At 54.6% G+C, this 14,731-nt stretch carries 16 protein-coding genes; 12 read left to right on the top strand and 4 right to left on the bottom strand.

Annotation, left to right across the window (positions count from 1 at the left end; genetic code table 11):
- Nucleotides 1-15 precede the first annotated feature (15 nt).
- The 9 genes from nuoL (at nt 16) to atpF (ending at nt 9,654) form a co-directional block, all read left to right on the top strand.
- A complete protein-coding gene (nuoL, locus tag IPM39_00250; protein MBK8984506.1) occupies nt 16-2,307 on the top strand; it encodes an NADH-quinone oxidoreductase subunit L in 2,292 nt (763 codons plus the stop codon).
- 12 nt (nt 2,308-2,319) lie between these two features.
- The gene (locus IPM39_00245) at nt 2,320-3,870 is read left to right on the top strand and encodes an NADH-quinone oxidoreductase subunit M (protein MBK8984505.1); all 1,551 of its coding nucleotides are present in this window, start codon (nt 2,320-2,322) and stop codon (nt 3,868-3,870) included.
- 74 nt (nt 3,871-3,944) lie between these two features.
- Nucleotides 3,945-5,375 carry an NADH-quinone oxidoreductase subunit M gene (locus tag IPM39_00240; GenBank protein ID MBK8984504.1) on the top strand — a complete coding sequence of 477 codons (1,431 nt, stop codon included), beginning with the start codon at nt 3,945-3,947 and terminating at the stop codon, nt 5,373-5,375.
- Between the two features lie 200 nt (nt 5,376-5,575).
- Nucleotides 5,576-7,099 (top strand): NADH-quinone oxidoreductase subunit N, encoded by a 1,524-nt coding sequence (locus tag IPM39_00235; GenBank protein MBK8984503.1) that lies wholly within the window; start codon nt 5,576-5,578, stop codon nt 7,097-7,099.
- Nucleotides 7,100-7,244: 145 nt separating this feature from the next.
- Nucleotides 7,245-7,496, top strand: coding sequence for a hypothetical protein (locus IPM39_00230; protein MBK8984502.1), 252 nt, complete (start codon nt 7,245-7,247; stop codon nt 7,494-7,496).
- 35 nt (nt 7,497-7,531) lie between these two features.
- Nucleotides 7,532-8,284 carry a F0F1 ATP synthase subunit A gene (locus IPM39_00225; GenBank protein ID MBK8984501.1) on the top strand — a complete coding sequence of 251 codons (753 nt, stop codon included), beginning with the start codon at nt 7,532-7,534 and terminating at the stop codon, nt 8,282-8,284.
- Complete coding sequence (locus IPM39_00220) at nt 8,232-8,606, top strand: F0F1 ATP synthase subunit A (GenBank protein MBK8984500.1); 375 nt, start codon at nt 8,232-8,234, stop codon at nt 8,604-8,606. The genes IPM39_00225 and IPM39_00220 overlap by 53 nt, the downstream gene beginning before the upstream one ends.
- Before the next feature lie 41 nt (nt 8,607-8,647).
- The gene (gene atpE, locus IPM39_00215; GenBank protein ID MBK8984499.1) at nt 8,648-8,896 is read left to right on the top strand and encodes an ATP synthase F0 subunit C; all 249 of its coding nucleotides are present in this window, start codon (nt 8,648-8,650) and stop codon (nt 8,894-8,896) included.
- Nucleotides 8,897-8,949: 53 nt separating this feature from the next.
- On the top strand, nt 8,950-9,654 hold the full coding sequence (atpF, locus tag IPM39_00210) for a F0F1 ATP synthase subunit B (GenBank protein ID MBK8984498.1): 705 nt from the start codon (nt 8,950-8,952) through the stop codon (nt 9,652-9,654).
- Nucleotides 9,655-9,842: 188 nt separating this feature from the next.
- Here the strand turns inward: atpF and IPM39_00205 are convergent, their stop codons facing one another.
- Genes IPM39_00205 through IPM39_00195 form a run of 3 tightly spaced genes read right to left on the bottom strand, consistent with a single transcriptional unit; the run spans nt 9,843 to nt 10,375 of the window.
- Complete coding sequence (locus IPM39_00205; protein MBK8984497.1) at nt 9,843-10,106, bottom strand: IS1 family transposase; 264 nt, start codon at nt 10,104-10,106, stop codon at nt 9,843-9,845.
- A gap of 15 nt (nt 10,107-10,121) precedes the next feature.
- Nucleotides 10,122-10,253, bottom strand: a complete 132-nt coding sequence (locus IPM39_00200) for a hypothetical protein (protein MBK8984496.1) — start codon at nt 10,251-10,253, stop codon at nt 10,122-10,124.
- A 35-nt stretch (nt 10,254-10,288) separates the two neighbouring features.
- The gene (locus IPM39_00195; GenBank protein MBK8984495.1) at nt 10,289-10,375 is read right to left on the bottom strand and encodes a hypothetical protein; all 87 of its coding nucleotides are present in this window, start codon (nt 10,373-10,375) and stop codon (nt 10,289-10,291) included.
- Between the two features lie 28 nt (nt 10,376-10,403).
- Here IPM39_00195 and IPM39_00190 point away from each other — a divergent pair, with 28 nt between their 5' ends.
- From IPM39_00190 to IPM39_00180, 3 genes are all read left to right on the top strand, one after another.
- Nucleotides 10,404-10,745 carry a tyrosine-type recombinase/integrase gene (locus IPM39_00190; protein MBK8984494.1) on the top strand — a complete coding sequence of 114 codons (342 nt, stop codon included), beginning with the start codon at nt 10,404-10,406 and terminating at the stop codon, nt 10,743-10,745.
- Nucleotides 10,746-11,019: 274 nt separating this feature from the next.
- The gene (locus IPM39_00185; GenBank protein ID MBK8984493.1) at nt 11,020-13,035 is read left to right on the top strand and encodes a molybdopterin biosynthesis protein; all 2,016 of its coding nucleotides are present in this window, start codon (nt 11,020-11,022) and stop codon (nt 13,033-13,035) included.
- Nucleotides 13,032-13,889, top strand: a complete 858-nt coding sequence (locus IPM39_00180) for an SDR family oxidoreductase (protein ID MBK8984492.1) — start codon at nt 13,032-13,034, stop codon at nt 13,887-13,889. Before IPM39_00185 ends, IPM39_00180 begins: the two co-directional genes overlap by 4 nt.
- 45 nt (nt 13,890-13,934) lie before the next feature.
- Here IPM39_00180 and IPM39_00175 read toward each other — a convergent pair whose 3' ends face one another.
- Nucleotides 13,935-14,660 carry a hypothetical protein gene (locus IPM39_00175; protein ID MBK8984491.1) on the bottom strand — a complete coding sequence of 242 codons (726 nt, stop codon included), beginning with the start codon at nt 14,658-14,660 and terminating at the stop codon, nt 13,935-13,937.
- Between the last annotated feature and the right edge of the window lie 71 nt (nt 14,661-14,731).

Here is a 14,731-nt window from a genome sequence, read left to right as displayed (position 1 = left end):
CCTGAGTAATACCTTATGAGTGAAGAAACCCTTACCTTAATGACATGGCTCATTCCAGCCGGTCCGCTGCTGGCGTTTTTTGTCATCGTGCTGTTCACAAATCGAAACCGCACCCTCAGTTGGCTGGTGGCCTGGGCCGGTGTGTTTGCCGCCCTGATCTTAGGCTGGACGGTGGCGCTGAACGTGGCGGCCGAAGATGTACACCATCTGGAGGAACATCCGGTAGTCATCGCCAGCGCGGTAGATTGGCTGCCGGTGGGCGATTATTTTGACGGGACGTGGCTTAAGATGGGGGTGGCGGTGGACCCGTTAACGGCCGTCATGCTCCTCATGGTCACTTTTGCCATCACCATGATCTTTGTCTACAGCGTCGGCTACCACAACTGGGGCGCGCCGCTGGGCAAAATCCTCGGCGTGCCCAATCACCTCCAAGAGGAGCCGCTGCTCTCCCGCTTTTTTGCCTACATGAGTCTGTTCGCCGGTGGGATGCTCATCCTGGTGGTCGCCGACAACCTGCTACTGCTCTTCGTCGGCTGGGAGATTATGGGGTTTACCTCCTATTCGCTCATCGGCTTTTGGCACGCCCGCGAGTATCACCTCGGTCCCGATGATATTCCACGCATTCCGCCCCGACTGGCCGGCATCAAAGCCTTCCTCACCACCCGCGTCGCCGATGTGGTCATGCTGTTGGGTATCGTCTGGTTCTACCGGGCGTTTGATACATTAAATTTTAGCGAAGCCCTCAGCGCCCATAGTTTAGAACAAGCCGCCTTGCGCATTGGCGCGCCGGCCCTGGGCATCATGGCTTTGCTGCTGTTCACCGGCACGGTGGGCAAGTCGGCGCAGTGGCCGCTGCACGTCTGGCTGCCCGATGCCATGGAAGGCCCCACGCCGGTCAGCGCCGTCATCCATGCCGCAGCTATGGTGTCGGCCGGTGTGTACATGATCGTGCGCATCTTCCCGCTGATTGCGGTGGGCATGGGGCCTGAGGGCAGCCCGGCTGTCAGCCTGACCATCGCCGGGATTGGCGCGTTTACCGCGCTGATGGCCGCAACAATTGCCGTCGCCCAATACGATGTAAAAGGGGTTCTGGCTTACTCGACTATTTCGCAGCTTGGGTTTATGGTTGCCGCGATCGGCATTGGCGGCTATGTGGCCGCCGCCTTCCATTTGATCACGCACGGCTTCTTTAAGGCGCTGCTTTTCCTGGCTTCCGGTTCTGTCATTCACGGTATGGAACACGGGGCGCACCACGTTCATGACCACCACACTGATCCACAAGATATGCGCTTTATGGGCGGCCTGCGCCACAAGATGCCCGGTACTTTCTGGACTTTCCTGATTGGTGGTCTGGCGCTTTCCGGTTTCCCCCTCATTACCGCCGGTTTTTGGTCCAAAGACGAGATTTTGGCGGAAGCCTGGTATGGTTGGAATCACGATGGGGCCATTTTGCCGCTGATAGTCTTTATCATGCTTTCGGTGGCTGCTTTGTTGACAGCGTTTTACACCATGCGCCAGATCAGCCTGACTTTTCTGGGCCAACCCCGCTCGCCTCTGGCGGAACATGCCCATGAGAGCAGTCGCTTTATGGTTGTGCCGCTGATTTTGTTGGCTGTATTTGCTGTTTCGGCCGGTTGGTTTGGTATTCCAGAAGAATTTCCGGTGTTAGGTCCGTTGGTAAATAATAATTTTGTCCACCATTTTGTTGGCGCGACCATTTACGAACCGATGAAGGAATTGTACGCCGCGGGTCTGGTGTCTCATCCCATCCAAACGCTGCCTAAGAACTATGTGCCGTTGGTGGTGTCTGTGGTGGTGGCGTTGGGCGGTCTTTTCTTGGGCTGGCTGGTTTATGCGCGCAAGCCATTGGCGTCTGGGCAGCAAGATCCGCTGGTGGCCCCGTTGGGTCCGCTGCACGTTTTCCTGAACCACAAATGGTATTGGGATGAGTTGTATCAGGTTGTTTTTATCCGCCCAACCGTTTTCATCTCGGAGAAGGTGGTTTATGAGGTTGTGGATAAGGGGCTGATTGATGGCACTTTGCACGCGGTTGCCCGGGGTTTCTACGCTTTTGGTCGTTATATGAAGCGCACCGAGGAGTTGGTCTTTGGCGATGCGGTGGATTGGGTGAAAGACCAGTTCCTGGCGATGACTAAAATCTCACGCCAATTGCAGACCGGCAAGATTCAAGAATACGTTCTGGTGTCGGTGTTGATTATTGCGGTGTTAACGGCCTTTGTTCTTGCCGTCAATTACTATGGCCCTGTAACTGAGTGGTTTTCTCAGATAGCTCTATTCGTGAATTAAGTAGGAGACCCGATGGACTTTATTCAAGACAATCTCCTGAGCCTGGTCATTTTCTTCCCGCTGCTGGCGGCCACAGTCATCTTTTTGCTGCCCGGCGACGCGAAGCGAACCGTTCGTTGGCTGGCGCTGATTTTCAGCCTGGTTCCCCTGGCTCTCGTATTGATCATGTGGTTCAACTACGATCGGGTAGATGCCGGTATCCAGTTTGAGACGATTGCGCCCTGGTTTACAGCCATTGGCGCCAATTATCATATTGGCATAGATGGCATTAGTCTGGTTATGATCTTGTTGACCACCATTCTGACACCCCTTTCGATTCTGGCTTCTTTTCAGATCGAAGAGAACCCGCGCATGTTTATGTTCCTGTTTCTAATTATGGAAGCGGCGATGCTGGGTTTGTTCTCTGCTCTGGACTTGCTCCTATTCTTTGTGTTCTGGGAGTTTGGCCTGGTTCCCATGTATTTTCTCATTAAGATTTGGGGTGGGAAGGACCGTGAATACGCTTCCTTCAAATTCTTTGTCTACACCATGGCCGGAAGTTTGGGCTTGTTGCTTTCTATCCAGATTATCGGTCTTTCAATGGGGACGTTTGACATTCCCCAACTCATGGATAAATGGGTGAATTTACAAGCTGGCGGCATTTTGCCCAACGTCAATTTGCCAGTTGATGCCGTTAAAGCGATTGCTTACTGGGCATTTGTGATTGCCTTTGCCCTGAAAGTGCCGGTTTTTCCATTCCACACCTGGCTGCCAGATGCCCATACTCAGGCCCCCACCGCCGGTTCTATGATTTTGGCTGGGGTTATGCTGAAACTGGGCGCGTATGGCTTCTTGCGTTTGGTTGTGCCTTTCTTCCCGGAACAGGCTAATCTGACGGCCGGTATTCTGGCGACGTTTGGCATGTTGAGCATTGTGATGGGTGGCTATGCGGCGTTTGGTCAGTGGGACTTTAAACGATTGGTGGCCTACTCGTCTATTAACCACATGGGTTTTGTGGTATTGGGCATTGCTGTGTATGCCTATGCTTACGGCCGTGCCCAATCCTTCGCCGATCCCGGCACAACCACCGACGCCATCATGGCCACCAGCGGTGCGGTTTTGCAAATGTTCAATCATGGCCTGTCGGCGGCCGGCATGTTCTTCATGGTCGGCGTCATCTACGAACGCGCCCATACCCGCGATTTAAAGGCGTTTGGCGGTTTGTGGTCTATTATGCCGATGTTTGGCGCGATTCTTATCTTCACCAGCATGGCTTCCCTGGGTTTACCCGGTCTGAATGGCTTTGTCGGCGAATTTATGATCGTGCGCGGCAGTTGGAATATCTTCACCGTGCAAGTTGCTATCTCCATGCTCGGCCTGTTTATGACCGGCGCCTACATCCTCAAGGGCATCGGCGAAACGCTGCATGGCCCCATCAAAGAAGAATGGCGCGGTCTGAAAGATATGACTTTCCGCGAACACGCGGTGATCTGGCCGTTGATGGCCCTGATGTTGTCATTGGGAATTTGGCCGCAGTGGTTGTTGGTCTTTATCAACGACACCGTCACCAAGCTATTTAGTTGAGAGAATAAAGCGCTAACTTTGCTTTTGTTCTCTAATCTCTGACTTCTTAAGTATCTGAGGCTGGAAGAGGGTTTATGGATTTCCCATTTTTATCAGTCATTGCCCTATCGCCGATAGTAGCAGCCGTCATCATCTTAATGATGCCCAAAGAGCGGGGCGAAAATTCCCGGATGCTGGCTCTGGCCACCATGATCTTGGGGCTGATACTGTCTCTATATGTGTATATCGCCTATTACCAAAATCTGCCGGATGCGCAGGCGCGCTGGGCCGATACGCTGATGTTTCTGGAGGAATACCAATGGATTCCGGCCATCAATATCGGCTATATCGTCGGTGTGGATGGTCTGAGCGCGACATTGGTGTTGTTGACCTCTATTGTGGGGTTGGGCGGTGTCTTAATCTCCTGGAGCATTGAGGACCGGCCGCGTGAGTTTTTTGCCTTCTTCATGCTGCTGGTGGCCGGTGTTCATGGCGTGTTTGTTGCGGTAGATGCCTTCTTGTTGTTCTTCTTCTACGAATTGGCCGTGCTGCCCATGTACGTCATGATCGTCATCTGGGGCTGGAAGGAACGACGCGAATACGCTGCCATGAAGCTGACGCTGTACCTGCTCATCGGCAGCTTTATCTCGTTCATCGCCTTCCTGGTTTTGTACTTTAATTTGCCGGCGGCCGGCGTAGAACCGACCTTTGATTTACGGGTCTGGTCGGAGGTGAACTTCCCCTTTGACATGCAGCGCATCTGGTTTATGCCTTTGTTTTTGGGCTTTGCCATTTTGGCCGGTTTGTTCCCCTTCCATAACTGGTCACCGGATGGTCATGTGGCGGCGCCCACGGCCGTTTCCATGATTCACGCCGGTGTTCTGATGAAACTGGGGGCCTATGCCTCCATGCGCGTTGGCATCCAGATTCTGCCCGAAGGCACCATCTATTGGATGCCCTTTGTCATCTTGCTCACGTTGATCAACGTCTTGTACGGCTCCTTCATCGCCATGCGCCAGCGCGACATGAAGTATCTCATTGGCTACTCCAGCGTCAGCCACATGGGGTTAGTCTCCATGGGCTTTGCCACCATGACCCTGGTCGGCTTCACCGGGGCCGGTATTCAAATGGTCAGTCACGGCGTCATGACTGCCCTCTTCTTCTCTGTCGTCGGCATGATTTATGATCGCGCCCATACCCGCAGCATGGACGACCTCAGCGGGATGCGCCAGGCTTTGCCCTGGTTGGTGGTTCCCTTTATCATCGGCGGTCTGGTCTCCATGGGTATGCCCGGACTATCCGGCTTCATCGCTGAATTCCCCATCTTTATGGGCGTCTGGCAAGGCAGCAGCCTGCCGGCGACACCCGCCTTCCTCAACCTGGTTCCGGCCAACTACTACCAGATTGTGGCTGTCCTCAGCATTCTGGGCGTCATCATTACGGCCGCCTACATTTTGCGGGCCGTTAACACCGTCTTTTTGGCGAATACCATAGCGAAAAATGGCACGATATGCGCCCGATTTTAGCCATAGATAAATTCACCCTGGTCATGTTCTGCGCCATTCTCATTGCCATTGGCGTTTTGCCGTCAATCATTGGCCCAATCGTGGAGTCTGGCATGATCCCCATTATTCAGCGTATTCAAGAAGCACAGCAGACTATGACAGTTCTAGACAGTGTACAACTCGTGGCAGCCAATTTGCTGTCTTGGCTGGGAGGTGCATAAGTGAGCTCGACTCTCACCCTTGATTGGGTTCTGGTACTTATACCCGAAATAAGCCTGGTTATCTTGTTAGCGGCCATCCTCTTTTATGATCGCTCCCTGACGCCGGCAAACCGACGCAATGTTGGGCTTTTTGCCGCCTGGGGTTCTTTTGCCGTTTTGTTGGTGACATTGGGCCTATGGCTTTTGTTTAACGTCCCCGACAATCAGCAATCTCTATCTGCGAGCAGCCTGGTTTGGGGCGGCATGATCTGGAATGACCTCATTACGCTAGTTTTTCGGGTCATCTTCTTGTCGGCGCTCATTGTCACCAGCCTGGTCAGTGTGGACGTAGAGAGATTACAGCGTGGAGAGTTTTATGCGCTGCTCATTGCCGCCACCATTGGCTTTAGCCTGATGGCCGCTTCGGCCGACCTGATCATGCTGTATATCGCTCTGGAGACGGCCAGTATTTCATCCTATGTGTTGGCCGGTTTCATTACGGAAGATGAACAATCGTCCGAAGCGGGTATGAAGTATTTTGTTTATGGCGCAGTAGCCACTGGCATCATGTTGTATGGCATGAGTCTGCTGCATGGAATTTTTAGCAGCATTGGCATTCCTTCCACCAACATTTACCAGATGGGCCTGGTTTTAGCCAACGCTGGCACGATTCCTCCAGAAGCCAACGGCGTCATCCTGTTGTCCGCCGCCATGATTATCGTGGGCTTTGGTTTCAAGATTTCGGCCGTTCCCTTCCATTTTTGGACCCCCGACGTGTACAACGGCGCGCCAACCAGTTTTACCGCTTTTGTTTCCACAGCTTCCAAAGCGGCCGGTTTTGCCATCTTTTTGCGCGTCCTGACAGCCGGAGCTTTTGGTGCGCCAAGTCAGGCATCGTTGTGGTGGGCGCTGCTCATCTCCATGTGTGTCATCACCATGACGTTGGGCAACTTTGCCGCCATCTACCAAAACGATATCAAGCGCCTGCTGGCTTACTCCAGCATTGCCCAGGCTGGTTATGTGCTGATTGGCCTGGTGGCCTTTACGCCTGATGGCTCCGGCGCGGCCATGTTCTACCTGTTGATGTATGTCTTCACCAATATCGCCGCCTTTGGCGTCATCATCTTAATCAATAACGTCTCCGGCACGAACGATTTGCGTGATTTGTATGGCTTGAACCGTCGTTCCCCTTATCTGGCGCTGGTCATGTTGTTTGCGCTGCTATCGTTGGGTGGCATTCCACCGACGGCCGGTTTTATTGGCAAGTTCTTTGTGTTTAAAGCGGCCGTTGATGCCGGTTACTGGTGGTTGGCTTTATTGGGCATTCTTAATGCGTTTGTGGCCCTCTATTACTACCTTTCCATCGTCAAATACATGTATTTGTACCGCTCCGACCATGAGGACGTACCCATTCCGGTGTCCAGGGCCGCACAAATTGGTCTGGCCGTATCCGTCTTTTTAATCATTTTCCTGGGCGTTTACGCGGGTCCTGCTTTTGATTGGACACGCGAAGCGGCCAACGCCTTTTTTACCTTAACCGGTTAACACTCTGTCCTTTAGACACGCATTGTCACCGAAATGAATTGTGATATAATGCGCAAACCGCGCATTAATAAATAATATTGTGTCCCGCAAATCAGACATTAACCAGACGATAGTCATGACCAATTTGGTAGGCCAGGTTGGTTGTGTGACCGGGTTTGTCGCCCTGATGATTATTGGTGTCGCCTTTGGCGCCGGGCGTTATCTCGACACCACCCTGGAAACCCGCGGCGTGTTTACTGTCGTCTTTATGTTAGGTAGTTTTCCAGTTACCCTATTTGCGATGGTCCGTCTAAGTTTGATGATGGTCGCCAGAGCGCAGGCGCGCATGGCCGAATTGGACGCAAAAAAAGCCAAAAATAACGACAATGACATAGAGAAAAAAGAGGGAAGCGCATAGATGAAAAAGATATGTCATTTTGATCTGTGTCGCTCTTGATGCTTATTTTCGGATCGTTTGTGGCTTTCCCAGACCGGTGCGCCCCTTTATTCAAGTTGCCCGGTGAAGTGTATCCGGGCACTGAGGGAATACCTGTTCTGGGTGGCATCACCAACACATTTGTGTCTACGGTGGTGGCCTGGATCGTGGTGGCGATATTGGCCTTTTCCCTGAAAGCGCGCTCGCGCACGGCCGATGAAATCCCTACCGGTTTCTACAACTTCTTTGAGATGATCATTGAAGCTGCTTATAATTTTGCTGAGGGCATTGCCGGACCCAAGGTGAAGAATTTCTTCCCCTGGTTTATGACCTTCATATTGATTATCCTTACGACCAACTGGATGGGCCTGATTCCTGGTTGGGACAGCATTGGTTTTTATGAATGGAAGCCTCACAAAGCGGCTCTTGATGCTGAAAAAGAGGCAAAAGCCAAGGGGCTGGCGTTTACCGAAGAAGATTTCCACGATGTTGAACATGCGGCGGATGAAGCCAACCTTGGTGACTTACGGGTTTCCCCCTTCTTTTTGATCCGCGCCGATGCCAATGCCCAGGAAGATGCCAGCATTGAACAGGAGAGCCAAGGACGCGAAAGTTGGCCGAAATCCCGAGGCAGCCGATTGGACCATTGTGCCGCTGCTGCGACCTGGGGCCACAGACCTGAACTTTACACTGGCTTTTGCCCTGGTAGCTATGGTGATGGTTCAATATTTTGGTTTCAAATATCTAGGCGGGCGCGGCTATCTTTCTAAATTCTTCCCCTTTATTGGTAAGGGGTGGGGTCAGCAGGTGGCTAAGAACCCCATCAAGGCAATTGATCCAGCCGTGGGCATCCTTGAGTTGATCAGCGAGGTTTCCAAAATTATCTCGTTTGCCTTCCGTCTTTTGGGTAATATTTTTGCCGGTATGGTGCTGCTGTTTGTGATGGCTTACCTGCTGCCGGTGATTAACGTGGTCTTCTTTGGCCTCGAGTTTTTCGTGGGTCTGATTCAGGCGCTTGTTTTTGCGCTGTTAATGTTGATTTTCATGGTGAGCGCTACTGAGGGTCATCATGGCGATGAAGAGCATCACTAATTCCTTAAGAAAAATTAGAAACAGTTGGAGGATTAGACATAATGGATGAACTAGCTGCTTTGGCATTGGCGAACGGTTTGAAGGCAATTGGCGCAGGTTTGGCCATGACGGGTGCGATTGGCGCTGGCGCTGGTATTGGTATTCTGGTGAATGGTGCGGTGCAAGGTATTGCCCGTAATCCTGATGCCAGTGGTAATATCCAGACGAACATGATCTTGGGTATCGCCTTCGCCGAAGCCGTTGCTATTTATGCGTTGGTTGTAGCTCTCATCATTCTGTTCGTGGTTTAGGTCAATACAAAACATCTTGTTCAGGTGTTGGTTAGACAAGTAAGGAGAATAGAATGGAAGCATTAGGCATAAATATTGGTTATCTCATCATGCAGATTTTGGGCATTACTGTCCTGCTGCTGTTGTTGAAAGGCGTCGCTTTTGGCCCTATTTTGCGAGTCTTGGATGAGCGCAAGGCGCGTATAGCGAAGGGTCTTGAAGATGCGCGGCAGGCGGCGATTGCCCGCGACAATGCGGACGCCGAAGCGAAGAAAATTTTGGATGCGGCGCGGGCTGAGGCGTCTAAGATTCGGTCGGATGCGGCCGTGCAGGCGGAGGAGACTGGCGCTGGCATTTTGGCTAAAGCCAATGAAGACGCCAGATCGGTTGTGGCTGCTGCCCGCGAAGATGCTGAGGAAGAACGGAACCGTATTTTGGCTGACCTGCGTGGTCAGGTTGCGGCCATTGCGATTGCCGCGGCCAACAAAATCGTTGGCGCTTCTTTGGACGATGCGCGTCAGCGGGCGCTCATTGCCGATTTCTTCGCCAAAGTACCGGCGAGTGTTTCATCTCTCAGCGGCGATAAAGCGGTGATTACCAGCGCTTTGCCCTTGACGGATGAGGAAAAGAAACACGCGAAAGCGGCTTTGAATGTCTCTGACGTGACGTTTCAGGTAAATCCTGGCATTCTGGGCGGCTTGATCATTCGTGTGGGTGATCAGGTTGTTGATGACAGTGTTGCCGGGCAGATGGGCGCTTTGCGGGATTCACTGAAGTAGGTTTTGCTGCCCGTTTAGGCTCTCGTTAGAGGATGGAGAGAATAGGAACGGCCGTTACCCATAACGGCCGTCCACCACACAACTGCCGCAAGAGGCCAGGAATCACGCCGATCCTGGCCTTTTTTCTTGCCACCCTGTTTTGATCTCCTCTGATGAACACGGCGACCAGATTGTGGTAGTGGTTACTGTTAACTGATAACCGCTGAATTATACTCATGAATAAATAGCCTGAGAGCAATTTCGTGATACTCGTCGGACTTAGAAAAGGACAAGGTCTTGCGAACAAAACGGGCCAGTCGCTGCCGTAAGGTATTGTTCCACCTCTCCACATGGGCAGTTTCACCTGTTTCTTTGCCCACTGATTGGTGGTTCTGGCCTAACAGACCAAAGACCTGCTGATAGGTCTCCCAGAAGTCGCTAAAGGTGTGGCAATGACGATAGGCCGGGGGAATCCATTGCCAAAGCCGCTAGCAGCTTTCTTCACCACGGTCGCCAATGAAAAAGGAAACGACCTGACGGGTACGCCGACAGAGGGCAATCCAAATCCAGCGCTTATTCTCTTTCTGGCCGACAAATGACCATAATTCATCCAGTTCCAAGACATCATCAGCTTGACTCTCAACCAGTGATTCAGTTAAAGGAGGCAGTTGCTCGGCTTTTTTTTAAGCCATTGGGCGACCGTTTGGCGGCAGACACCAAAGGTGCGGTCCAAGCCCCGCAAGCTGGATCGCGTAAATTAACCATTACCCATGCCCGGTTATATGGTTCAATCATTGAAGGAATACCAGGAAATCACGCACGCGATGCGCGGGCTAATCTTTATCACCGCAACCGGCAATCCTATCTCGCAGCGGAATTTAAGCCGCCATTTTTACGTCTCGCTTGATAAGACCAGCTTACCCCGAATTCGTTTCCATGACCTTCGCCATACGGCCGCTGCGTTATTGCTCAAGAAAAATGTCCATCCAAAAATCGTGCAAGAAATGCTGGGGCATAGTAGTATTACCCTCACGATGGATACGTACAGCCATGTCATGCCGAGTATGCAGCAAGAGGCTACAGACAAAATGGATGGTCTGTTTAAGTCGTAAAAGGGTAGCAGTTGGCAAGCAGTTAGAATGAAATTCAATGGGAATAATGCACATTTTGGCCTTTAAATCGCCTTGAAGTTCTTTAAATTACTCCTGTGGACGCTTCAAAAGATGTGTCATTCTTTGCTGCCACCCTCGTTCTTTTAATCCATTGGTCGAAGGTTCGAATCCTTCATGACCCATTACTAACAAGGATGAAAGCAGAAGGGCGAAAGCAGAAAGCATTCTGCCTTCGCCCTTCTGCTTTTTTGTTGAGCGTAAACTGGAGATTGGCATGAAGCGACATGTTTACCTGGAAGATATTCCGCTGGCCGAAGCCAGGGAAGTATTGCAGTCGGCGCTGACTGAAGCTGGTCTGTGGCGGCCGTTTCCCGCTGAAATGATCTCTGTGTCGGAGGCCAACGGCCGTATCACCGCCACCGCCGTTTGGGCCAAACTATCCGCGCCCCACTACCACGCCAGCGCCATGGATGGTTACGCCGTGCGCGCCCAGGACACGGCCGGCGCCATGGAAACCACTCCGCTGCGCCTGACCCTGGTGGACAACCCGGAAGCGGCCGAACGCGCCCACCGCCCGGCGCAAGCTGTCAACACCGGTCACCCGCTGCCCTTCTGGGCCAACGCCGTCGTCATGATCGAACATGCCCAATCGGTCGCCGACGCCGCCGCCGGACCGGCCATCGAAATCCGCGCCGCCTTGCCGCCCTGGCAGCATGTCCGCCCCATGGGCGAAGACATGGTTGCCACCGAGCTGGTGCTGCCGGCCAACCACAAGCTGCGCCCGGTGGATTTGGGCGCGTTGGCCGGGTCCGGCCATGCCACGGTGACTGTTTACCAACGGCCGTCTGTCGCCATCATCCCCACCGGTTCAGAACTGGTGGCCGTGGAAACGGCCGCTGCTTACCCCCTCACCCCCGGCCAGATCATCGAATACAACAGCCTGGTGTTGGCCGCCCAGGTGAGCGACTGGGGTGGGCTGCCCACCCGTTGGCCCATTGTCAAAGATGAATTTGCTGCCATTAAAACGGCCGTGCAGCAAGCCGCCCAAACCCACGACCTCATCCTACTCAACGCCGGCTCCTCGGCCGGCAGCGAAGATTACACCGCCCACGTCGTCGCCGAATTGGGTCAACTCCTCTTCCACGGCGTCGCCGTCCGCCCTGGCCACCCGGTCATCTTCGGCCTCATCAGTCCAAATCCCCAATCCCAAATCCCAAATTCCCAATCCCCAATCCCCATCATCGGCGTGCCAGGTTATCCCGTCAGCGCCGCGCTCACCGGCGAAATTTTTGTCGAGCCGCTGTTGGCCCGCTGGCAGGGCCAACCGGCCTACGAACCGCCGACCATCGCCGCCACCCTGACGCGCAAGCTCAATTCGCCCACCGGCGATGACGACTTTGTGCGCGTGGCCGTTGGCAAAGTGGGCGACCGGGTGATGGCAACCCCGATGAGCCGCGGCGCCGGCGTCATCACCTCGCTGGTGCGGGCCGATGGGCTGCTGCATGTGCCCCGTTTCAGCGAAGGGCTGCCCGCCGGGGCCGACGTCACCGTCCACCTTTACCGCACAGAGCGCGACATCGCTCGCACGTTGGTCGCCATCGGCAGCCACGACCTGACGCTGGATTTGTTGGCACAATTTCTGGCCGAAAAAGGGGCCGGGCTGCGGCTTTCATCGGCTAACGTGGGCAGTTTGGGCGGGCTGATGGCCCTGCGGCGCGGCGAAGCCCACTTTGGCGGCTGCCATCTGCTGGACCCCGACAGCGGCGTTTACAATGAAAGCTACGTGCGCCGTTATCTACCGGGCCAGGAAATGGTTTTGCTGACGCTGGTGGAGCGGGAGCAGGGTTGGATGGTAGCGCCGGGCAATCCGTGCGGCCTGGCCGATTGGGCCGACGTGGCGCGCGGTGATCTGCACATGGTGAACCGGCAGCGTGGCGCGGGCACGCGGGTGCTGCTAGATTATGAATTGGGACGGCGCGGCATCCAACCGGCTGATGTGCCGGGTTATGAGCGTGAGGAATATACCCATCTGGCCGTGGCAGCGGCTATTGCTTCGGGCACGGCCGATACCGGGCTGGGCATACGGGCGGCGGCGCGGGCGTTGCAGTTGGATTTTGTGCCGCTGGCCCACGAACGGTATGATCTGGTGATGACACAGGCGGCGCATGAGAGCGATCTGCTGCAACCGCTGCTGGCTTTGCTGGCTGACGAGGGATTCAGAACGGCCGTTGCCGCCCTCCCCGGTTACGACATCACGGCAATGGGACAGACACGGAGGATCAGCCCATGACCAAATCTATTGTGATTACCGGCGTTTCCAGCGGCATCGGCTACGCCACCGCGGCCCAGTTAGTGGGCTATGGCTACAACGTCTATGGCAGCGTGCGTCAACAGGCGGACGGCGACCGGGTGCAGTCGGAATTAGGTCAGCGGTTCACACCGCTGTTATTTGACGTGACGGACCATGCGGGAGTGGAAACGGCCGTTTCCCTGGTTCAATCACGTCTGAATGGGCAAAACCTGGCCGGGTTGGTTAACAACGCCGGCATCTCCACCCTCGGCCCGCTGATGCACATGCCCCTGGCCGATTTTCGCTATCAGTTTGAGGTAAATCTGTTTGGCCTGCTGGATGTGACCCAACAATTTCTGCCGCTGTTGGGCGCACGCCCGAACGCGCCGGAGCCGCGCGGCCGCATCGTCAATGTCAGTTCGGTCAGCGGGCAAATTGCCTACCCCTTTTTTGGCGCGTATGCCGCTTCCAAACACGCCCTGGAAGGGCTGTCCGACGCGCTGCGCCGCGAGCTGATTTTGTATGGCATTGATGTTGTTGTGGTGGAGCCGGGCACAACCAGCACGCCGATCATCGAAAAGGCCAGCGAGGGCGCGGGGCAGTATGCCGCCACCCCCTATGGCGAGATTATCGCCCAGATGCAGGCAGGCTCAGTCGCCGAACGGCGCGAATCGGCCATTCCGGTGGAAAAGGTAAGCGATGTGATTGTGAAGGCGTTGGAAATGGAGCACCCCAAAACGCGCTATGCCATCCCACGTAAAAAATTGTCGGGCTGGCTTGTTCCCCGCTGGCTGCCGGACCGCTGGTTGGACCGGGTGGTGGCCTCTAAACTGGGCCTGCACCGGCAGGATTGAGCGTGATAACCTTCCCGGAAGTTCTGAATTTCCGGGAAGGTGGGTCTACGGCCGTTCATTGCCCGCCACCAACCGAATTGCCCGCAGCCAACTGTCCGCCTCCTCGTTAAAGCCTTCGTGCTGGAAGCGATAATCATTCTTGCGGATGAATTCGTCCAGTTCGGCGATGAGGGCTTCCATTTTGTCGCCGGTCAGTCGGATCAGGTGGTCGAAGGCGGTCTGGCTGCTGGCTTTGTCTAGCGATTGGCGCAGATGGGGCAGGCAGAGGCCGCCGGACTGCTGCAATTTTTCGATGAGGCGCGGGTCGTTTTGGCTGAGGGCATCGGTAACGGCCGTTATCGCCAACCCTTCCATCTCTGTCCGCCGCGCACAAGCTGGGCAAACGGCCGTAGCCTCCAACTGCTTGGCCACCGACGGATTTTTGCCCTCCATCCCCACCGTACCCCTAAGCTGCCGCCAGATGGCTGGACCTTGCGCTTGGTATTCCAGCAGCTTCAGCCGTTTGTTCAGGGTGTTGACCACGTCCCGATAGATGGAGGCGATGCCTAACGGGGCGCTCTCGCCTGCTTCCGGCGCGCGCCAGGTATGCTCGTGGCAAAAGCCCAACGACTGTCGCAGCCCGGCCCGCGTCGGCACATCGTTAACGCTGTCATAGATCAGCCCGGCCAGGTAACGCTCGGCCGCCCGCGTGCCAATCCGGCAAATCGGGCAACCAGCTTCGGCGCACGCCTCGATCACTTCGTGGTAGCTTAATGGGGTCAGTGGGGGCATGTTCAGTATCCAGTATCCAGTGTTCAGTGTTCAGTGTCCAACCACTGAATACTGAACACTGAACACTATCC

The sequence above is a fragment of the Candidatus Leptovillus gracilis genome (assembly GCA_016716065.1).
Lineage (GTDB): Bacteria > Chloroflexota > Anaerolineae > Promineifilales > Promineifilaceae > Leptovillus > Leptovillus gracilis.
The sequence above is the reverse complement of the archived record's forward strand: the minus strand, read 5'-3'. Positions and strand labels throughout refer to the sequence as shown.

Excerpts from the sequence above, each read along its gene's own strand:
- IPM39_00240 (MBK8984504.1), top strand. The coding sequence starts at position 3,945 with ATGGATTTCCCATTTTTATCAGTCATTGCCCTATCGCCGATAGTAGCA.
- atpF (MBK8984498.1), top strand. The coding sequence starts at position 8,950 with ATGGAAGCATTAGGCATAAATATTGGTTATCTCATCATGCAGATTTTG.
- IPM39_00245 (MBK8984505.1), top strand. The coding sequence starts at position 2,320 with ATGGACTTTATTCAAGACAATCTCCTGAGCCTGGTCATTTTCTTCCCG.
- IPM39_00220 (MBK8984500.1), top strand. The coding sequence starts at position 8,232 with ATGGTTCAATATTTTGGTTTCAAATATCTAGGCGGGCGCGGCTATCTT.
- nuoL (MBK8984506.1), top strand. The coding sequence starts at position 16 with ATGAGTGAAGAAACCCTTACCTTAATGACATGGCTCATTCCAGCCGGT.
- IPM39_00180 (MBK8984492.1), top strand. The coding sequence starts at position 13,032 with ATGACCAAATCTATTGTGATTACCGGCGTTTCCAGCGGCATCGGCTAC.
- IPM39_00190 (MBK8984494.1), top strand. The coding sequence starts at position 10,404 with ATGCCCGGTTATATGGTTCAATCATTGAAGGAATACCAGGAAATCACG.
- IPM39_00185 (MBK8984493.1), top strand. The coding sequence starts at position 11,020 with ATGAAGCGACATGTTTACCTGGAAGATATTCCGCTGGCCGAAGCCAGG.
- IPM39_00175 (MBK8984491.1), bottom strand. The coding sequence starts at position 14,660 with ATGCCCCCACTGACCCCATTAAGCTACCACGAAGTGATCGAGGCGTGC.
- atpE (MBK8984499.1), top strand. The coding sequence starts at position 8,648 with ATGGATGAACTAGCTGCTTTGGCATTGGCGAACGGTTTGAAGGCAATT.